The following is a 20,935-nucleotide window of genomic DNA, read 5'->3' as shown; positions in this document are numbered from 1 at the left end:
AGGAATTAATCATGGGAATTTATACAAAAAAAGGTGACAAAGGTAAAACTTCTCTGTATGACGGCACACGTGTCAAAAAATATTCATTGCGAGTCGATGCTTACGGTTCAATCGATGAATTAAATAGCCAGATTAGTGTCGCTCAAAAGTTTTGTAAAGATCCAAAGAACGTCGAGATCCTCGATACGATTCAAAACAATCTGTTTATCGTTGCGGGAGAATTGGCAAATGTTGATGCTGCTAATTTTTACAAAAATAGTAAAAGCATCGGACCTGATGATACGAAACTATTGGAGAATGTGATCGACGAATACACAGCCAAGTTGCCAGTGCTACATGAGTTTATTTTACCAGGACGCAGCGTAGCCGGTGCACACTTGCATTTGTGCCGTTCCGTATGTCGAAGAGCTGAACGTTTGGTTGATCATCTCAATGATGAATCAACTATTCGTCCCGACTTGATGAAATACGTCAACCGTCTGTCAGATTTTCTATACATCTTGGCCAGAGACGAAGATTATGTCGACCAGTTAGAAGGCTTAGTTGATAAAGTTCTTGAATTGTATAAGAAAGAAGTGAATTAACGATGACACCAGAAAATCTTTTTGTAAACGTACAAAGTGCAATTAAAAACTCTGATGGCACTTCAGCCTTTAGCAGACAAAATCTTCAAAAGGCTTTAGATGCCGGTGAAAAAAAGGCAAATGAAATTAAAGTTGGTGTAACTATGTGCATCACTGATGCTTATGCTCAACCAATTTTGACTTATCATATGCCAAATGCAAACATGGTCAGCCTTGAACTTGCTCCAAAAAAGGCATGGTCAGCTGTAGCCATGAAAATGCCAAGTAAGGAAATTAGTGCTCAGATTCAACCAGGCGCACCTTTGTATCAAATGGGTGGCATGTTGGATGGAAAACTAGCTTCATTTGCTGGTGGCAATCCTATTATCGTAAACAATCAAATTGTTGGATCTGTAGGAGTGAGTGGCGGTGCTGTTGAAGAAGACCAAGCAGTTAGTCTTGCAATCGTCAACTACATTAAGGAAGGACTTAAATAATGGATAATTTAGAAGAAAAGATTAGAAGCATCCTTAGCGAAGAATTACAAAACGCCTCAAATGGCAATTCTAGTTTAGGATCTACTGATTCTGGCGAGAATGGTATTTTTGATAATGTTGACGATGCTATTGCAGCTGCAAAAGCAGCTGAAGATTCATTTATCGACGCATCGATCGAGACTAGAAACAAAGTTATCGATGCTATCAAGACAGGATTCAAACCATACATTGAATGGATGGCTAAGCAAATCAAAGAAGAAACAGGCATGGGTACAGTTGAGGCAAAGATCGCTAAATTAAACAACGCTTTGTACAACACACCTGGACCAGAGATCTTACAACCAGAAGCAGAAACTGGTGATGGTGGTTTGATCATGTACGAATACGCACCTTATGGTGTTATTGGTGCGGTCGGTCCAAGTACTAATCCTTCAGAAACAGTTATTGCTAATGCGATCATGATGCTCGCTGGTGGTAACACCGTTTACTTCGGTGCTCATCCTGGCGCAAAGAATATTACTCGCTGGACAATTGAGAAATTGAACGAATTTGTTTATCAAGCAACTGGTCTAAAGAATTTAGTTACTGGTATCAAAGAACCTTCAATTGAATCAGTTCAAAGAATGATGAAGCATCCTGATATCGCAGCCTTGTCAGTAACTGGTGGTCCAGCTGTAGTTCACCAAGCAATGACAAGTGGTAAAAAAGCTATCGGTGCTGGTGCTGGTAATCCTCCGGCAATCGTTGATGCTACAGCTGATATTGATTTAGCTGCTCATAACATCGTTGATTCAGCTGCTTTTGATAACGATATTTTATGTACCGCTGAAAAAGAAGTTGTTGTTGAAAAGCCAGTTAAAGATGAATTGATCAAGAAAATGGAAGCTGAAGGTGCCTTCATGGTTACTAGTAAAGCTGACATCGATCATCTGATCGATATGACGATCAATAAAAACGGTACGCCTAACCGTAAGTTTGTTGGTAAAGATGCGACATTCATTCTTGATGAAGCTCACATTTCTTATACTGGTGATCCAAAGATCATCATTTTGGAAGCCGACAAAGATCATCCATTCACATTAACAGAAATGTTGATGCCAATTATTCCAATTGTTTGTTGTCCTGATTTCGATTCAACTTTGAAGACTGCTGTTTATGTTGAAGGAGGCAATCACCATACTGCTTCCATTCACTCAAACAACTTGATCAACATCAACAAAGCCGCTCACCGCATGAATACTTCAATTTTCGTTGTTAACGGTCCTACTTACTCTGGTACAGGTGTTGGCTTTACAGGAGCTTCAGCTCTAACAATCGCTACACCAACAGGTGAAGGAACAACGACAGCTAAGTCATTCACTCGTCGTCGTAGATTAAATTCACCTCAAGGATTCTCATTGAAGACTTGGAACAAATAATAAGGAAGTGTAAATAATGGTAGTAGATTTTAGTTTAAAACCACATATTATTTCTGGTAAGGACAGTCTCGAGACACTCGATGCCATTAAAGATCAAACAATCCTTATGGTTTGCGATCCATTTCTTGATGGTAGTGACGAGTTGAACAAGATCAGAAGTCACGTTCATGCCAATAATCATGTCGAGGTATTTTCAGATGTAAAGCCAAATCCTCCACTAACAAATATTATTGCTGGTGTGCAAGTATTTGAAAAAGTTAAGCCTACGATCATGATTGCTGTTGGTGGTGGCTCAGCCATCGATACAGCTAAGGCAATTCGTTTCTTCGGTGAAAAAGTAGCCAACACCAAAGTTGCTTGTTTCATCGGTATTCCAACAACTAGTGGTACCGGTTCTGAAGTTACTAATACAGCGGTAATTACTGATGATAAGAATAATGTTAAGTTCCCAATTATGGACGATTACTTAACACCTGATATTTCTATCTTGTTCCCTGAATTAGTAATGAGTGCGCCAGCATCTGTTTCAGCATATTCAGGCTTAGATGTTTTAACACATTCACTAGAATCACTAGTTGCTAAAGATAGTAATTTGTTTACAGAAGCTTTTTCTGAAAAAGCCATGAGTGTTATTTTCGACGATTTAGTCGAAGTAGTTATGAAACAGCCTCAAAATTACGAATTAAGAAAGACAGTCCACGAAGCTTCAACTGCTGGCGGTATGGCTTTTAACGCTGCTGGCCTTGGATTCTGTCACGCTATTGCTCACCAACTTGGAGCAATCTTCCACATGCCACATGGGTTAGCTTGTGCAATGACATTACCTTATGTCGTTGAATACAACGCTGAGCATAGTGAAGTTGCTTTGAAGAAGTATGCTGCTGCTGCTCGCAAGTGCGGCTTAGTCGGCAAAGCTGTTGGCGATAAAGTAGCTGTTCGCAAGATTGAAAGAACGATCCACCAAATGATGCAAGAAATGAATTGTCCAAAATCATTGCGTGCCTTTGGTGTTGATCACAATCAAGCAGTTAAAGAAACCGACCGTGTGATCGAATACGCTAAAAAGGATGCTACCTTCCCAGGTAATCCGGTTGTACCTAGCGATGATGATCTTCGCGCTGTTTATGAAAAAGTTATTGGTTAGTTAAATTTTTAGAAGTGGATGGGTGATTATGGTATCAAAAATTTTAGCAATAAATTCTGGGAGTTCATCTTTAAAATTTAAATTGTTCGAAATGCCCGAGGAAAACTTGATCGCCAGAGGACAAGTTGATCGAATTGGTTTCTCTAATGCCATTTTCGATATTGCTTTTGGAGATCAAAAAAAACATCAAGAATTGAATGTCTCAGACCACAATCAGGCTGTGCAGTTAGTTATCAATGGCTTGGTCGACAACAAGATCGTGCAAGACCTTGATGAGATCAAAGGCGTTGGACACCGGATTTCTAATGGTGGTGAAAAGTACGAAAAGTCCGTCATCGTTAATGATGACGTAGAGAAAACCATCGATAAGCTCTCTGCTTTGTCGCCATTGCACAATCCGGTCAACTTATTAGGCATTAAAGCTTTTGATAAGCTATTACCACAAACTCCACAAGTCGCGGTTTTTGATACCGCCTTTAATTCGACTATCCCTCCAGAAAATGGTCTTTATGCTATACCTTACGAATATTACAAGAAATATGGAATTAAGCGCTTCGGTTTCCATGGACCTAGTCATCTTTATATTTCAGAACGAGTGCAAGACTTGTTCCCAAATGCGGATTCAAAGGTCATTAGTTGCCATTTAGGAAACGGTGCTAGTATTTCTGCCATCAAAGACGGAAAGACTATCGACAATTCCATGGGATTCACACCACTTGCAGGTTTGATCATGGGTACTCGTTCAGGTGATCTAGATCCACAAATTATCCCATTCCTTCAGGAAAATGAAGGTCTAGACGCTGAAGATATCAAAGATCTCCTCAATAAGAAATCCGGATTACTAGGGATCTCAGGTGTATCAAGTGATGTTCGTGACGTTGAAAAAGCAGCCAAAGAGGGCAATAAGCGAGCTGAATTAGCTATTAAAGCATACGTTCATCGTATTCAAATGGTTATCGGTTCTTATATTGCTGAGTTAGATGGCGTTGATACGATCGTCTTTACAGCTGGTGTAGGTGAACATGATGCCAATATTAGAAAAGCTGTCATCGAAAACTTCCATTATTTGGGAGCTGAAATTGACGACGGTCGAAACAGCACTAGCGAAATCGTGATCAGTAGTGATGACAGTAAAGTCAATATTGCTGTTATCCCAACTGATGAAGAAATCGTTATTGCGCGTGATGTATTTAGATTAGTTTAGCTAGGATGAATAAAAATGACAGAACACAACGGATTGAGAAGAGTTATACAAGAGTCAGTACCAGGAAAGCAGATCACACTTGCACATGTGATCGCTATGCCTAATACAAAAATATTAAGAAGTATTGGGATAGATGAAACAAATGTTTCTATTGGTATAATTACTATAACGCCTCCTGAGGCAGCTGCGATCATCTCCGATATTGCCAGCAAATCAGGTGATGTTAAAATTGCTTTTATCGACCGTTTTAGTGGTTCGGTTGTTTTAACAGGGGATGTCAGCGCTGTAGAATCTGCCTTGAAAAAAGGTATCGATGCTTTGCATCAAAAACTAGGGTTTGATATCCTTGAAATAACAAAATCATAAGATAAAATGGTCACACTTATTTTAGTGTGTCCTTTTATTTTTTTAAGGGGAAATTACACCTAATGCATAAACTGATCAAGAACTTTACCTTAAGTATTAATAATTTTACGTTACTGATGTATTTAGCCAATGTCATCTTTATTTCGTTGATTTTCAATAACCCATTTATCACAATAGCGATTTTGATTTGTCTATTGATGACTAGTTGGCTAGTTCGACGAAAGAAATTCTTCAATTTTTTAAAAGCCTCCGGTTTGATATTCATCCTGACTTTATTATTCAACTTAGTCATCAATCAGAATGGGACTGATGTGCTATTCAAGATCCCATTCGTCACAGTATCAACACAATCGTTAACTAATGGATTTATTTTAGGGATTTCTTTTTTGAATATTTTGTGGTCATTTTACATTTATGATTCATTAACGCACACAAAATTGATTTTCGAAATCTTGTCCAATGTTTTCAAAAGTATAGCTATTATTTTTGTCTTAACAGTCAAATTTATTCCTAAAATCATCGATATTTTTAATGATGCTCGTCAACTGTACAAGTTCCGAAACTCTTCTCCTGCAAGGGATAAGAGCCGAATTAATCGAATTAAGCAGACGATGCATTTGAATGAAATCGTCTTGAATAAGTCAATTTCTAACTTCATGAACATGTCTGACTCACTTATCAGTAAAGGGTACAATCAAAGAAGACAAAGTTTTGTGCATGAAACCAATAAAGTAAGCGACTACATAATGCGGTCATTTTTGACTATGTCAATTATTTTTAATTTGGTTATGCTTACTAATGGGATCGGTCAAGTTAACTTTGGTTCTGGTAATGTCGATTTTAGTTTTTCGTGGTTGATCGGTATTATCATGCTCTTGAATTTAGTTGCTATTACTTATCCAATATTGATAGGAGAGTTTCATTACTTATGGTGGAAATCATTCATTTCGAAGACTACAGCTTCAAATATTCCAACAGCACAAAAATATCGTTAGATCAAGTCAACTTGTCGATCAACAAGGGAGACTTTGCTTTGATAATCGGGCAGACCGGTAGTGGCAAAAGCACTTTGCTGAGGCAATTAAAGCCCGAGTTAGCTTTAGGGAAACCGACGAATGGTAAGTTAACTTTGTTCGATGATGATGAGAATAATGATTTCAGCCGAGTGGCTTATATTTCCCAGTTTGTTGACAATCAAATGGTCACCGAAACCGCCAGGGATGAATTCCACTTTGTCTTAGAAAATATAGGAGCTAGTCCAGAAATGATCCATTCAAAGATTGCCGAAATCGCAACTTATTTCGACATTGTCGATTTGTTGGATCTAAAAGAAGAAGAACTTTCTGGTGGTCAAAAACAGATCATTAATCTAGCTTCGGCTTTAATTTTAAATCCAGAAATTCTGCTGCTGGATGAACCGACTTCGCAACTTGATCCGATCACAGCTGAGAAATTTTTCCGAATGGTCGAAAAGATCAATAGTGATCTTAATATCACTGTAGTTTTGGTAGAACATTCTTTAGAGCAGGCAGTTTATTATGTTAATCGCATTATCTTGATCGAAGCTGGTCAGATCCAACTTGACCAACCAACTGACCAAGCGTTGCGGAGTTTATTTCAAGATCCAGAGTATCAAGCTTATATTCCGCAAACCGATCGACTTTTTTTGGAACAACAGTGGGATCAAATTTTCCCCACTTTGAAGTTACCTTTGAGCAATCGACGTTTGAGTGAACTCATCTCTCAACAAAATGAATATTTGCATTATCAAGATCACATTAGTAAAGAGCGAGTTGGCTCAGAGATCGTCCTGCAAGTTAAACGGATCAATTTCCGTTTTGAATTCAATATGCCCAATATTTTAGATGACATTAATTTTCAAGTTGAAAAAGGTAAATCGTATGCGATCCTCGGACCAAATGGTGTCGGGAAGACTACTTTATTAAAAATTTTGACCAAACAATTAGAGGCATTGAACGGCTCAGTTTTGATTGAAGGTCAAAATGTCAAAAAAATGGGCCAAGAATTTTTTGATAAGCTGTTTGTCTTGCCCCAGAACCCGTCGCTTTTGTTCATTAGTGACACTGTTAAAGATGAAATTTCTTATCAGTTAGAGCAAACAGATCAACCAGTCAGTCAGGAATTAGTTCAACAATATTTGCAAAAATATCAATTAGAAAATATTCAAGATGTTTCTCCATACGATATTAGTGGTGGTCAGCAAGAATATTTAGCATTAGTCATTGGATTGATCAAAGATCCACTGTTGCTATTTTTGGATGAACCCACTAAGGGATTAGATCCGAATATGAAACGAAAAGTCGCCAGTTTGTTGGTCTCGTATCAGCAAAATGGCGGCACCATCATTGCCAATACACATGATGTATTGTTTTCAACGCAGTATTTTGACTTCGTATCGTTGATGTTTGATGGTCGTTTAGGGAAATTTGAGCCACCGATCGAATTTTTCCCCAACAAATACTTTTATACTACGGAAATCAACAAAGCTAGTCGGGACTATTTCCCGAAAGCTTTAGTCTGGGAGGACATCGTTAAAAATGAATCGTAGATTATGGTTATTATTAGTCGCATCAATCGTGATTTTAGTGTTATTAGATGCGTTAGGAAGCAAGAATTATTTATTATTATCTTTTGTCTTTTTATTTGTAACAATGGGAGTTTATTTTTGGAGATTTGATCGTTCACAAAAGAACTCACGTGAAGTTGTCTTTATTGCTATTATTTGTGCACTGGCAGTGGCAGGGCGGATTGCTTTAGCTGCCTTTACATCCATGAAGCCGGAGTTATTTATTTTGATCCTCGGTGCTATTGTCAGTGGACCCGAAACGGGCTTTTTGATGGGTACGATTATTGCGTTAGCTTCAAATATGTATTTTGGTCAAGGAGCTTGGACTCCTTGGCAAATGTTTGCCTTAGGTATCGTCGGAATAATTTCTGGTTTGATGTCAGATAAAAAGGTCCGTATTTGGTTGTTAACTATTTGGGGCTTTGTGACAGGTTTTTTGTACGGCTGGATCATGGATATTTATTTTATCCTTGGCTTCGTCAAACCGATCACACCTAAGAGTGTGATTGCAGCCATTGTCGCCAGTGTTCCTTTTGATTTGACACATGCAATTTTCACAGCAATATTGATTTTCTTATTAGGTAAAGCGTGGATCAAGATCTTCCAAAGATACAAAGTTAAATATGATCTATTCAATGATCAATTAGAATAACAGGGAGTAATCCACATGAAAAAAGCTTTTTTAGTTGGAGCTGTTGGTTGTGGCAAAACAACGTTTAAACAAGTTATGCTGCATGAGAAACAAAATTACGACAAAACTCAAGCTATCGAATTTTTTAATAATTTAATTGATTCTCCTGGTGAATTTACTGAGCATCGAAGAATGTATTCTGCTTTAAATGTCACAGCGAATGCTTCGGATGTGGTCGTCATGATGCAAAGCGTAACGGATCATCGACAAATTTATTCACCTGGATTTGCACGAATGTTTTTAAAGCCAGCGATAGGTGTAGTTACTAAAATCGATTTGGCAGAAAAAGAAGATGACATTATCTTTGCTAAAGAACAGCTCATCTTAGCTGGGGCAACGAAGATCTATTACATTTCAAATGTTGAAGATCCATCACCGGACAACCAGATCAACGAGTTGATCGATTATTTAAAGGAGGATGTGGTGAAAAATGAAACCGACAGAAGCTGAAGTTTTGGACAATTTAACGACTTGGATTTTGTCAGCCAATAAATACGTTCACGAACATCTCGACTCGATCAATGACATCCGCACCAAATCTGGAGAATACGATTTAGTTACGAGCATCGATTACGAAGTGGAAAAGATGCTCGATCAACAAATTACAAAAACTTATCCCGAGGCGGTGATCATCGGTGAAGAAAAGCCAGAGAAAGATTATTCCGCCATTAATTCTGGTTTAGTATTTTTTGTTGATCCTATCGACGGGACGCTCAATTTAGTTAAGAAGCATGACTGCTTTGCCATCATGATCGGAGCATACTATGACGGAAAACCACTTTGTGCTGGGATTATGGATGTCATGAACAACGAATTGTATTGGGGTGGCCTTAAGACTGGTGTTTACTGTAATCAAGTGAAATTGCACCCAGCCGTTGATCAACCACTAAAGGAAGGTTTAGTAGGGGTTTCCTGGCGCCAATTTTTACGGAATTCTTTTGAAGAGATCCGTATCGCGAAGAATAGTGCTGGTATTAGAGTCATGGGATCAGCCGGCTTAGAATTTGTCGAGGTCATCACTGGTAAACACATCGCTTATTTAGCTACCTTGAATCCGTGGGACATTGCAGCAGGCAATGTATTAGTTCAAGCTTTAGGCTATCGTATTAGTAATGTGTCTGGAAATGACGTTAATTTACAGAAGGTCAACCATATCATGGTTGCCAATCAACAAACGTATCGCGATATTCGCAAGATCCAAACTTATTAAATTAGTATATGGGGATAACTAATGAACAATAACAACATAAAAAAAATGACACTGACGGCAATTTTATTAGCACTTTGCATCGTCGGAGCCAACATCAAGATCATGGGATCGGTCGCTTTAGATTCTTTCCCAGCCTTTTTCGGAGCACTAGCCATAGGTCCAGTTGCCGGTGCTTTTTTAGGTTTGTTCGGCCATTTAGTATCAGCATTACTGTCAGGTTTTCCGTTAACTTTGCCAGTTCATTTGGTCATTGGTTTATGTATGATGATCACAATGATCGTGTTCTCGACTATCAGAAGGGGAAAACACAGCTTAAAGTGGAGCTATATTATCTTTTCCGATATTATTGCCTATATTTTAAATGTGCCGCTTGAACTGTTGTTGCTTTACCCAATTTTGAAACAATTAGTTTATGCATACTTCTTTCAATTGACTATTGCCGCGATCATCAACATTATTTTGGCAGAAGTGATTTATATCTTGATCAGAAAAAGATTTCCAAAGCTATTGAAAAATTTCTTTAACGAGGACAAATAAATGTCAAAATTTACTCACGGAGGCTACGCTCGCCAGTTGGATCCAACCAATGAGATCCTTGATTTCAGTGCTAATATTAATCCTTTGGGAATGCCGGAGAAGTTAGTTTCCAGTTTGAAAGATTCAATCAAAGATTTGGTTTATTATCCAGACGTCCACTACCGATCTCTTCGTCAAAACTTAGGATCATATTACCAATATGACGCAGAAAAGATCTGGGTCGGCAATGGTTCTGTTGAATTGATCTTTAACGTCATCGAGACGATCGATGCAAAGAATGCTTTGTTACTTGCTCCAAGTTTTGCTGAATACGAACGAGCTTTTGCTAAAAATAATAGTCAAATCAATTATTACTACTTGAAAGAAACCACTAATTTTAAGCTAGAGATCAATGATTTCTTAGCGTACTTAAAAGCAAATCAACAAATCGACTGTATTTGCTTGGCTAATCCTAATAATCCGACCGGAGATCTATTAAATGTCTTTCAATTGCGACAGTTGGCAAACTACTGCAATCATCACGGTATTTGGTTGATCTTGGATGAAGCATTCATTGACTTCCTCGACAATAAAAAGCAATTTAGTTTTGTCGGTGAATTAACTGAAACTGATTCAGTGGTCATTATTAAATCGTTGACCAAGTACTTTGCCATTCCAGGTCTGCGCTTGGGAATGGCCTTGTTTCCTAACCGTCAATTCGTCAATACGCTGATGGAAAATTGCGAACCTTGGTCAGTTAACACTTTTGCCGCTGGTTTGTCGCTCGACGTCTTTAATGATCAGAGTTTTGCTATGCAGACATCACAGTGGTTGCATCAGGAAAAAACTTATTTGGAATCTGAATTAGCCAAAATTTTGGAGATCAAAGTTTATCCTTCAGCTGTTAATTATTATTTATTACGTTGTGAAAAGATCGATTTGGCGACTGCTTTGTTAAAACGTGGCTGCTTGATCCGGAATTGTAATAACTACCGTGGATTAGAGAATGGCTATTATCGCATCGCTGTTCGTTCACACGCCGAAAACGTTCAACTGATCCAAGCCATTAAAACTGTCTGTCAAAGCGAGTCTTAATATGAATATTTTCCTTATGGTGCTGTTAGGTTTTGTACTAGATCTAATTCTTGGTGATCCACACAGTTGGCCCCATCCAGTCAAATTGATCGGTAAAATGATCAGTTGGTCAGTCAAAAAGATCGAAGCAAAGAAATTAAATGATGATCAACAATTACGGGCCGGTACTTGGATGTGGCTCTTCATCGTCTTGGCAACAGCAATAATTTCCGGTTTGATCATGTTTATTTCACGAGTTAACTATTGGCTCTTTTTGATCGTGGGAACTTATTTAGCTTATACAACGATTTCTGTTAAAGGCTTGGCCTTTGAAGCACACAAGATCATGCGCTCTTTGCAAAAAGCTGACATTTTAACGGCACGCAAACAGTTATCAATGATCGTCGGCCGAGAGACGGATCAGTTAAATGAAGACGAGATCTCCAAAGCAACTATCGAAACGATTGCCGAAAATATTAATGACGGCGTTATTGCACCATTATTTTATTTAATGATCGGTGGTCCAGTCTTGGGATTGGCATATAAAGCCGTAAATACTTTAGATTCAATGGTCGGATATAAAAATGCCCGCTTTCTTAACCTGGGTCGTTTTTCCGCTGTCATGGATGACGTCTTTGGCTTCATTCCGGCACGTTTGACTTGGCTATTGATGATTATTGCTGCATTTATTTTACGTCTGGATCATCGAAATGCCTTTAAGATCGGTGTCCGAGACCATTTGAAACACAATAGTCCTAATAGTGCATACCCTGAATCAGTCATCGCCGGTGCTTTAAATATTCAACTCGGAGGACCGCATTATTATTTTGGCAAGCTAGTCGATAAGCCTTTTATTGGTCCATCAACTGGTAAAGAAGCTTCGAATCAGGACATTCGTCAAACGATTGGCGTTTTATATGTTACTTCGGTCATTGGCTTAATTGTTTTGGGATTAGTCAGAATCGGAATTTTATTAATTGTAGGGAATATTTAGTAGGAGGGATCGATATGTTAACGACTAACAATAGTGATTTTAAGAAAAATTCGACTAACGATTTTGGTGCATTGCTACAAAAAATGCATGCTTGGTGTCCCAACATGGAAACCAATACTTCTATCGTTGAGCACAGACTGGCCAATAATCAACCAGTCGATTTATTAGTTGAAGATTACTATTGTACGAGTGATTGCGATTTCTCAGGATTTTCAAAGATCAAGCAAGCAAATATTACTGATCAGGGGACCACGCCAACAGTAGTTATTTCTGACCGAACTGATTTTGACGATTGTACAAAAGTGATCCATGTTGTCCCTAAAGAGAGCACCTTAGGTATTAGTTGTCGTGAAGATGTTTCATATGGAGATGTCCAGACTGCCTTTGCACTCTTTATGAGTATTAATCATTTATCGTGGAATTCGATCAAATTGATTACATCGATCGATGCGAGTCAAAATCAAGCAAATATTCAATATTTGGCTCAAGTATTACAAGCAAAAACGCAATTTTATAGTAAGGAACAATTATTGCAAACGGCTATTAATTATCAAACCTCACCAAGTCTAAAAAATAATCTTGGCATAGGCAATGTTGCATCTTCTGCCGCAAATTTGGCCAGTGGTAAAGTGATATTTATTCCAGAATTTAGTAGTAAAAATGTTTCGTTAGCACTTTGTCATTAGCTAACTGGATATTTAAGTAGATACGGAGGATCAGTATGACTGCAAGATCGATCATGTTTCAAGGAACAGCATCCGATTCAGGAAAGAGTTGGATGGCAGCAGCACTTTGTCGTTATCTTTATCAACAAGGGGAAAAAGTAGTTCCATTTAAATCTCAAAATATGGCACTAAATTCATATATAACTGCTAATGGACAAGAAATGGGACGCGCCCAAGTATTTCAAGCGGAAGCTGCTGGGATAATGCCTGATGTAAAAATGAATCCGGTCTTGTTAAAAGCATCAACTAGTAGTGACACACAAGTAGTGGTCAAAGGGAAAGTCCTTGGAGATATGAGTACTTTGCAATACCAAGATTTTAAAACAAAAGTCAGATCAGAAGTCACAGATATATATCAAGAGCTTGCAAGTGAATACGATGATGTAGTTTTAGAAGGTGCTGGAAGTCCAGCTGAGATCAATTTGTTGGATCGAGATTTTGTCAATATGGGGATGGCTGATATTGCTGACACACCAGTAATTTTAGTGGCTGATATTGATAAAGGTGGCGTCTTTGCTTCGATTTATGGGACCATCAAACTCTTGCCCGAGAAACATCAAAAACGGATCAAGGGGATCATTATCAATAAATTTCGGGGAGACCTTTCAATGTTAGAAAGTGGCGTTGATATGATCGAAGCGTTAACGGGTGTTCCGGTGCTAGGAGTAATGCCATACACAGATCTTAAAATTGATGATGAAGATTCGATTGCTCTGTCGCGAAAAAATAAAGTCATGGACGTCTCAAAAGATTTAGATGTCGTCGTGGTAGTGCTGCCTAATATCGCTAATTTTACCGATTTCAATAGTCTAGCAATGCACCCCGATGTTTCAGTCCGATATGTAACCGATCCCAATGAACTAGGAACACCAGATCTAGTAATTATTCCCGGTACCAAGAGCACGATCAACGACCTGAAGTATTTACAAGACAAGAAATTTGATCAGTCGATCGAGTCATTGCACATGCGTGGAACTTTTGTTTTTGGCGTTTGCGGTGGTTACCAGATGCTCGGTAAGAAATTGATCGATGACAATAATGTAGAATCTAATATCAAAGAGCAACCGGGTTTAGGATTGTTAGACGTTACAACTTATTATTCAGAAAATAAAACAACTAATCGCACAAAGGCCACCGCAGATGGACTTGAGGTCAATGGTTATGAGATCCACATGGGAAAAACGGTATTAGATGACGGGGTCAAACCATTTTCACACGTTGAACAAACTAATGGTCGATCATGTGATCACCTTGATGGAGCCGTAAGTTCCGACCAGATGGTAAGTGGAACTTATTTGCATGGGATTTTTGACAATCCTGAATGGACGCGAAAGTATCTTAATCGCATCAGAAGCTACAAAGGCTTAGGATCATTAAAAAACGTCATAGGTTCTTTAAAAGATTTCAAGGATTCTCAATACAACGAACTAGCAAAGATATTCGTAGAAAATGTTGATGTCGATAAAATAATCGACATAATGGATCAAGCTCGTTCAACAAAAAAAGAGCGCAGAAGTAGCTGAACTTTTTCTAGAACCAACGGTTCACGTGCTCGTTATTAAGGAAGTAATTATGCCAACAAATAGTCAACATTATCGAGATCTAACCATTACACCACTTACTAAAACTGAAGATCTAGTTGTTAGCTGTGACATTAGTGCTGGTTTTGGTGATCGTAAATTGGACATCGTAAAATGTGCTCCACAAATATCGGTCTCGTTCACCTTGAGGACGGCAATGTTAGAGTTGATCTCATACGGGGCAACGCCGCTAAATGTCGTGGATACTTTGAGTGTGGAATATGATCCGACTGGGATCTCGATGATTAAACAAATGCAGACCGACCTTGCGGAAATGGGATTTTCCAACATAGCTATCAATGGCAGTACGGAAGATAATTTAGATATTCAAATGACCACCGTCAGTGTGACCGTCATCGGAAAAGCAGCACACCGTGTTGATGCACCATCAAAGACAGCTAGTGTGTTTCAACTCGGGACACCGTTAGTCGGGGAGGAAGTTTTGGCTAATTTGGATAATATTTTTTCGGTCAAAGAAGCGCTTTATTTGCGCAAAGAAGCAAGTGTCGTTGACATGATCCCAGTTGGTTCTAAGGGAATTGGCTATGAGCTGTCAGTTTTGGCCAAGAGTGATCACCAAGAATTGCTTATCGAAAATGATATTGAGCCAACTGAATTTAATAAAACGGCAGGGCCTTCAACTGTGTTATTGATCGTGGTAGATAATCAAGATGTAGCGGAGTTTAAAAAGAATCATCCGCATTTAAAACAAATTGCAGAATTGAGGTAAATAAATGGAACATTTAATAATGGTTACAGGTGGTTGTCGTAGCGGAAAATCTGAATTTGCCGAAAGTCTTTTTGATGCCAATGATGAAGTTTGCTACATAGCCACAAGTGAAGTTAATCCCGATGACAAAGAAATGGTTGCTCGAGTGAATAAACATCAGGCTCGTCGTTCAAGTAAATGGATGACTGAAGAACGATATGCAAATATTGCCAAATACCTGGAAAGTTCCAAACGCCAATTATTTTTGATCGACGATGTTACTAATATGGTCACTAACTTATTTTACGACTGGGTTAAAGAAGCTAGGATCGGCACGAAATACGGTAATATCGAAGCATTCATTCAGTACATGGATCAAGATGATCTCGATCGCGCTACTCATTATATTTTGCAGCAGTGGATCAATATTATGGTTGTAAATAGTCTGCGCAATAAGACTTTAGTTATCGTGACTAATGAAGTCGGCTTAGGAATCGTTCCTGCCGATAAAGAAACACGCATGTTACGTGATATTTATGGAGCAGTCAATAAATTAATTGCTAGCAAAAGTGATGAAGTTTGGTTTGTCATCAGCGGATTACCGCAAAAAATAAAATAGAGGTAGTATTTTGATAACATCGTTAATATTGTATGGACAATTTTTTACTAGGATCCCGATCCCAGTTCCGATCGATGAACCACAAGAAAAGTTTAATCACGGGATCCAGTATTTAACGCTTTTTGGCTTGATCTTAGGAGCTATTGAAGCGCTTTGTTTTTATGGATTGAGTTTTGTTTTTCCAACTTGGCTGTGCTGGATTTTCTTATTAGTGATCGATGGCATGATCACTGGAGGTTTCCACTTAGATGCATTAGCCGATACCGCTGATGGGATGTTTAGTTCGAGAAGTAAAGACAAAATGTATCAAATTATGAAAGACAGTCGATTAGGGACTATGGGGGCCTTAGCACTGTTATATTATTATGCTTTAATGATCGGTTTGACTTATTTTGTCAGTGGCCATATTAGTTTATGGCAAAATGTGTTTCTAGCTGCAATAACGATCATGAATACTAAAACCGGCATTTCTTTAATTTTTTTACGGATCAGTAATTCGGCAGATGAACAAGGCTTACTCAAAAGCTGGGGTAAAATCGCTCCTTGGCGAGCAGCAGTCAGTCAAATATTTGCTGTGATAGTTATACTTCTAGCATTGGGTTTTAAGGGATTGGTTGGTTATTTATTGGCTGCTCTTTTTGTGCTCGTTTACAAACGCTGGATCAATCATCAGCTAGGTGGATTTACTGGTGACACAGTTGGTGCTTACGCCAGTATTTGCCAAGTATTATTCATGATCGGCTATGCCATGGTCGTGAAACTATGAAATTGATTGTGGCACGACACGGTGAAACCACTTGGAATTTGCAAAAGAAATTTTACGGCTCAAGCGACGTCCCACTTGATGATACGGGCAAAGAGCAAGCTCAACATTTAGCTCAGACCATTAAACATCATGCTTTATCTTTTGATGTTGCCTATTGCAGTAGTCTGTTGCGGACGTATCAAACGATCATGCCCGTATTAACTGACCAAATCCCACTATTTAAATTGGCTGGCTTAAATGAAAAAGGGTTCGGTAAGTGGGAAGGATTAGATGCTGATCAAATTGAAGCAGCTTATCCAGTGGAATGGCAAAAATGGCTTGATCAACCTTTCGATTATGTACCTCCGGAAGCCGAAGATTATTACCAATTTCGTCAACGGGTCCAAAATAGTTTGCACCAGATAATACAAACGGCAAAGAAGCAAGATCATTCAAACATCTTATTAGTGGCACATTTAGGAACGCTTCGAGTGATCGATCAATCTTTACTCAAGAGTCAGGAAGTTTTTTGGGATATTCACTTTGACGCCGGCTGTTATACTGAATACAGTAGTAGCGATGGGATAAAATTTCAGATGACTGAAAGAAATGTGGGTCGATAAAATGGCGATTTTGCTAACTTATCCAGAAGATAAATTTGATGATGAAATGTTAATAGAACTGTACAATTGGCAGCCGCTTTTTCTGCCTCTGAAACGGATCCAGTATTTATCTTGGAATGACCACCAATATCAGCTAGTTAAACAAAGCCAAACAATACTTGTGACTAATATATTGGCAGTCCAAGCGTTGATCAAATCTGATATATCACTTGATAAATCGATAATAGTCGTCTCACCAACTGCACTCAAATTGCTCCAAAGCTTTCATTTTAATAATGTCTTATTAGTCCAAGCCGATAATCAGCTGCAATTGAGTCAGAGATTAAATGGAATTTTTGCAAAAAGAGACAAAATAGTTTATTTGAAAGGTAATTTTGAAGCTAGCATAAATAGTAATGTCCAAATTACCGAAATTGAAGTGTATCAAGATACGTGGACTAAAGCAGATGAAACCAAAGCCATCGATAAAATTGCCGAAGCTGATTTCACTAAAGTATTGATCACCAGCCCAGCTCAGTTTTATCGCTTTGAGTCGATTGAAGAAAAAATACCGCAACAATTCATGGCCGCAAAGTATTACACCATCGATCCCGCAACCAAAAGAATCATGGAAGACTTAGGTTTTCAAACTTATCTTCCCAGACATAAACGCAACATTTTGAAACAAGCTGTATGGAAAATAACACGGGAAAAGTAACGATAATTAAATAAATATGCTATTATAATTCCACCGTGCAATAATAATTTCTAACATGGCGAAGTTTTTTTAATATAAGATTGAGAGGGAACTTATGAAAATTTATACAAGAACTGGTGACAAAGGCAAGACTAGAATTATCGGTAATGACGTAATGTTTAAATCCGATAAAAGGGTCGAAGCTTATGGCTCAGTGGATGAATTAAATTCGTTAGTAGGAGTTGTAATTGCAGATCTCAGCAACAAGACTAAGGAATTAGCAGGTGAATTAACAGAGATCCAACAATTGTTATTCGACTGTGGTACTGACCTAGCGATCTCCCAAAATGATAAGAAACATGAATTCATTTTCACGGAAGATCACAATTACGTAGACTGGCTAGAAAAGAAAATCGACGAATACACCGCAAAAGTTCCAAAAACTCAAAAATTTATCTTACCAGGCGGTTCCAAAACAGCTGCATCATTGCACTATGCAAGAACAGTAACGAGAAGAGCCGAAAGACAAATAGTTTCATTGATCCAAGATGAACCAATAAACGACTACGTTCTAAAATTCATTAATCGTCTATCGGATTATTTCTTTGCAGCAGCTAGATACGCCAACGTACTAGACGGAGTAGAAGATATCCAATACAGAAATAGCAAACCAGTTTTTAGATAAAAACAGAATAACAAAGAAAAGACAAAATCCGCAATGTTGGATTTGTCTTTTTTGGTTTGGAAACGAGTTCCGAGGCACAGCGGCCTCCGGTTTAGAAACTGTCAGAAAAACTGATTTACAGATACAAGATTGTGCTATCAATTTTGTTTAGCTAAACTTGCCGTAATTTGGATAGTGCTTTTTATCTTTATCCTCAAGGATGTTGAAACGAGCTCCGCGAGGTAGCGGCCTCCGGTTAACACAGGTGGTCGCGGCACTGCTTCGCAGCACCTTGTGCGACCACCCGCGTTAATCCTCAGCAGCTGACCAACCTCGCTGCGCTCTCTGCGTTAAAATCCTCAGCAGCTGACCGTGCCTCTCCGCTCTCTTTTAAATATGTGTGAAATATGGATCAGGAAACAGCACCATTATAAAAAAGCAAATTCATTTTTTAACAATTTTATTTTGAATTCTTAACTCCCATCAGATATTTATTATTTTATAATAAAATCAGTTCATGAATTAATTAATAAAATAATTAAAACGCTTGCTAACGTTATTCTACCAAAAGGGAGTCATCATCATGATTGCAAATGAGTATGTACTCGAGCTACAACGCTTACAACACATTGGTCCAGTTGATATTCCACACATCGACGGGGTCAACATGATCGTAAAAGATCGGCTCAATGCTCACACGTACGATCCACAATTTTTGTCTAGTTTAAAGAAACGACATTCACTCGATCAAAAAAATGGTCACTTTTCACTATGTGATCAAGACAACAACATTATTACTCGTGCCGATCTTGATGACGTTAACGTTCAACCATTTATTGCCAATGAAATGGGACGCCAAGTTAAATTTCTTAAAATTTATCAAAACAAAGTCAAATCCAGCGATCAAGCAATCATTTATGTACACGGTGGAGCTTGTTACGATGCACACAATGACGGCTTTTTGACAATCTTGAAAATGATGGCCAATTACTATAATGGAATAATTTACAGTGTTGATTATCACAAATATCCGAATAATCCGTATCCAGACGCAATATTAGATGTCTTAGCCGTAACGTCCTTGATCAACAAAAGGCGCAATCATCTAACCTTAATGGGAGATTCTGCCGGAGCGGGCATTGGTCTTGGAGCCAGTCAGCTATTGAATCAATTAGGAATAACCAATTTTGAAAATCACATCCTCTTTTACCCAACAGTCGTACAAGGATCAGATTTCAAAGGACCACTATGGTATTATAAAAAAATCGCCATAAATCCAAATCAAAAAAAATATCTCCGTCAAGATTATCTAAAGAGTCAACAAATCGATCGCATCTTAACCCACTTTTATTTAAACGGCAACGACGTCGATCTAACCTCACCAATAATATCCCCACTATACGCCGATCCAACAACCTTTAAAAATTTGAAAATCTTAGTAGGAGAATTCGATCCCCTAAGACTACAAGCCGAAGCCTTCGCCGAAGAAGTAGGAACATCAGGAGAAAAAGTAGACTTCATAAGATACGGAGGAATGGGTCACTCATTTCTAAATTACTTAGGAAAGTGCGCCTGCTGTGAAGATGCCATCCACGAAGCATTAAAATCATTGAATTGATCAAAGACATCTATTTACAAAAAAGAAATTCAGTTAAATAAAATCACCAAACAAAAAATGGACGAAAACAAAAAAATTTCCGTCCATTTTTTTGTAATCAAATTTTTCCAACAAAATTTTAAATAGTGCAATAAATTCGTCAATCAAAATAAATAGATAAATAGAAAAAGCCCAAAAATGAAATTATTTTAATACTAGAAGAGATGTCAAATTTCAAAAGCAAAAAGTATCTATTTTTTTTGGACTAATATTTCTGAATCAGAGGATAAGCAAAAGGCGAGAGTACGAGTGAAGCGAGAACGCAAGCCCAGAAGCGAAGGCAAGATAAGAAAACAGATATTTCTTCTTATTTAATCAAGAAAAAAGAACAATGACAACAGCAATGTAAGTCAGGAATCAAGAATGAGCGGAGCAAAGTCCCGCGAACCGAGAAAAGAGTAAGTAATCCAAAGAAAGAAAATATATCCTAACAAGAAAAGAAAGCACCTACTCCTACCAGAAAAGATAAAGCCTGAGATAGACATGTGAGAAATAGGACGAGCAAACAGTGCCAACTTGATCAAAATAAATCGGTAAATCTCAACACAAGGAGGGATATCGTCTCCATCTAGACGGAGGGGCCCGGGGATACAGCCCTCAGCCGATCGAGTAGGAGGTAGCTAGGCTACCGACCTCTCACACCACCGTACGTACGGTTCCGTATACGGCGGTT

At 38.3% G+C, this 20,935-nt stretch carries 23 protein-coding genes; all 23 read left to right on the top strand.

Annotated features, from left to right (window positions below):
- Positions 1-11 precede the first annotated feature (11 nt).
- Positions 12-584, top strand: a complete 573-nt coding sequence (locus EKM78_RS05425) for a cob(I)yrinic acid a,c-diamide adenosyltransferase (RefSeq protein ID WP_125770162.1) — start codon at positions 12-14, stop codon at positions 582-584.
- 2 nt (positions 585-586) lie between these two features.
- Positions 587-1,060 (top strand): GlcG/HbpS family heme-binding protein, encoded by a 474-nt coding sequence (locus EKM78_RS05420; protein WP_125770160.1) that lies wholly within the window; start codon positions 587-589, stop codon positions 1,058-1,060.
- The gene (locus EKM78_RS05415; protein WP_125770158.1) at positions 1,060-2,478 is read left to right on the top strand and encodes an aldehyde dehydrogenase family protein; all 1,419 of its coding nucleotides are present in this window, start codon (positions 1,060-1,062) and stop codon (positions 2,476-2,478) included. Before EKM78_RS05420 ends, EKM78_RS05415 begins: the two co-directional genes overlap by 1 nt.
- A 16-nt stretch (positions 2,479-2,494) precedes the next feature.
- A complete protein-coding gene (locus EKM78_RS05410) occupies positions 2,495-3,622 on the top strand; it encodes an iron-containing alcohol dehydrogenase (protein ID WP_125770156.1) in 1,128 nt (375 codons plus the stop codon).
- Between the two features lie 28 nt (positions 3,623-3,650).
- Positions 3,651-4,826, top strand: a complete 1,176-nt coding sequence (locus tag EKM78_RS05405; protein ID WP_125770154.1) for an acetate/propionate family kinase — start codon at positions 3,651-3,653, stop codon at positions 4,824-4,826.
- A gap of 15 nt (positions 4,827-4,841) precedes the next feature.
- Positions 4,842-5,192 (top strand): BMC domain-containing protein, encoded by a 351-nt coding sequence (locus EKM78_RS05400; RefSeq protein ID WP_125770152.1) that lies wholly within the window; start codon positions 4,842-4,844, stop codon positions 5,190-5,192.
- A 62-nt stretch (positions 5,193-5,254) separates the two neighbouring features.
- Positions 5,255-6,187, top strand: coding sequence for an energy-coupling factor transporter transmembrane component T (locus EKM78_RS05395; protein ID WP_125770150.1), 933 nt, complete (start codon positions 5,255-5,257; stop codon positions 6,185-6,187).
- Positions 6,121-7,761 (top strand): ABC transporter ATP-binding protein, encoded by a 1,641-nt coding sequence (locus tag EKM78_RS05390; RefSeq protein WP_125770148.1) that lies wholly within the window; start codon positions 6,121-6,123, stop codon positions 7,759-7,761. Before EKM78_RS05395 ends, EKM78_RS05390 begins: the two co-directional genes overlap by 67 nt.
- Entirely contained in the window at positions 7,751-8,431 is a 681-nt protein-coding gene (locus tag EKM78_RS05385; RefSeq protein ID WP_125770146.1) for an ECF transporter S component, read from the top strand. The genes EKM78_RS05390 and EKM78_RS05385 overlap by 11 nt, the downstream gene beginning before the upstream one ends.
- 15 nt (positions 8,432-8,446) lie before the next feature.
- The gene (locus EKM78_RS05380) at positions 8,447-8,920 is read left to right on the top strand and encodes a EutP/PduV family microcompartment system protein (RefSeq protein ID WP_125770144.1); all 474 of its coding nucleotides are present in this window, start codon (positions 8,447-8,449) and stop codon (positions 8,918-8,920) included.
- Positions 8,901-9,680: an inositol monophosphatase family protein gene (locus EKM78_RS05375; RefSeq protein ID WP_125770142.1), complete on the top strand. Its 780-nt coding sequence runs from the start codon at positions 8,901-8,903 to the stop codon at positions 9,678-9,680. Before EKM78_RS05380 ends, EKM78_RS05375 begins: the two co-directional genes overlap by 20 nt.
- A 21-nt stretch (positions 9,681-9,701) precedes the next feature.
- A complete protein-coding gene (locus EKM78_RS05370) occupies positions 9,702-10,217 on the top strand; it encodes an ECF transporter S component (protein ID WP_125770140.1) in 516 nt (171 codons plus the stop codon).
- Positions 10,218-11,291 carry a pyridoxal phosphate-dependent aminotransferase gene (locus tag EKM78_RS05365; RefSeq protein ID WP_125770138.1) on the top strand — a complete coding sequence of 358 codons (1,074 nt, stop codon included), beginning with the start codon at positions 10,218-10,220 and terminating at the stop codon, positions 11,289-11,291.
- A gap of 1 nt (position 11,292) precedes the next feature.
- Positions 11,293-12,264 (top strand): adenosylcobinamide-phosphate synthase CbiB, encoded by a 972-nt coding sequence (gene cbiB, locus EKM78_RS05360; protein ID WP_125770136.1) that lies wholly within the window; start codon positions 11,293-11,295, stop codon positions 12,262-12,264.
- Positions 12,265-12,278: 14 nt separating this feature from the next.
- Positions 12,279-12,950, top strand: coding sequence for a cobalamin biosynthesis protein (locus EKM78_RS05355; RefSeq protein WP_125770134.1), 672 nt, complete (start codon positions 12,279-12,281; stop codon positions 12,948-12,950).
- A gap of 35 nt (positions 12,951-12,985) precedes the next feature.
- On the top strand, positions 12,986-14,512 hold the full coding sequence (locus EKM78_RS05350) for a cobyric acid synthase (RefSeq protein WP_125770132.1): 1,527 nt from the start codon (positions 12,986-12,988) through the stop codon (positions 14,510-14,512).
- 49 nt (positions 14,513-14,561) lie between these two features.
- Positions 14,562-15,299: a hypothetical protein gene (locus EKM78_RS05345; protein ID WP_125770130.1), complete on the top strand. Its 738-nt coding sequence runs from the start codon at positions 14,562-14,564 to the stop codon at positions 15,297-15,299.
- Positions 15,300-15,303: 4 nt separating this feature from the next.
- The gene (cobU, locus tag EKM78_RS05340) at positions 15,304-15,897 is read left to right on the top strand and encodes a bifunctional adenosylcobinamide kinase/adenosylcobinamide-phosphate guanylyltransferase (RefSeq protein ID WP_125770128.1); all 594 of its coding nucleotides are present in this window, start codon (positions 15,304-15,306) and stop codon (positions 15,895-15,897) included.
- 10 nt (positions 15,898-15,907) lie between these two features.
- Entirely contained in the window at positions 15,908-16,663 is a 756-nt protein-coding gene (gene cobS / locus EKM78_RS05335) for an adenosylcobinamide-GDP ribazoletransferase (protein WP_125770126.1), read from the top strand.
- Positions 16,660-17,265 (top strand): histidine phosphatase family protein, encoded by a 606-nt coding sequence (locus EKM78_RS05330; RefSeq protein WP_125770124.1) that lies wholly within the window; start codon positions 16,660-16,662, stop codon positions 17,263-17,265. Before cobS ends, EKM78_RS05330 begins: the two co-directional genes overlap by 4 nt.
- Positions 17,252-17,962 carry a uroporphyrinogen-III synthase gene (locus tag EKM78_RS05325; protein ID WP_125770122.1) on the top strand — a complete coding sequence of 237 codons (711 nt, stop codon included), beginning with the start codon at positions 17,252-17,254 and terminating at the stop codon, positions 17,960-17,962. Before EKM78_RS05330 ends, EKM78_RS05325 begins: the two co-directional genes overlap by 14 nt.
- A gap of 94 nt (positions 17,963-18,056) precedes the next feature.
- Positions 18,057-18,626 carry a cob(I)yrinic acid a,c-diamide adenosyltransferase gene (locus tag EKM78_RS05320; protein ID WP_125770120.1) on the top strand — a complete coding sequence of 190 codons (570 nt, stop codon included), beginning with the start codon at positions 18,057-18,059 and terminating at the stop codon, positions 18,624-18,626.
- A gap of 562 nt (positions 18,627-19,188) precedes the next feature.
- Positions 19,189-20,223: an alpha/beta hydrolase fold domain-containing protein gene (locus EKM78_RS05315; protein ID WP_245994788.1), complete on the top strand. Its 1,035-nt coding sequence runs from the start codon at positions 19,189-19,191 to the stop codon at positions 20,221-20,223.
- Positions 20,224-20,935 lie beyond the last annotated feature (712 nt).

This window comes from Companilactobacillus furfuricola (assembly GCF_003946325.1).
GTDB lineage: Bacteria > Bacillota > Bacilli > Lactobacillales > Lactobacillaceae > Companilactobacillus > Companilactobacillus furfuricola.
The sequence above is the reverse complement of the archived record's forward strand: the minus strand, read 5'-3'. Positions and strand labels throughout refer to the sequence as shown.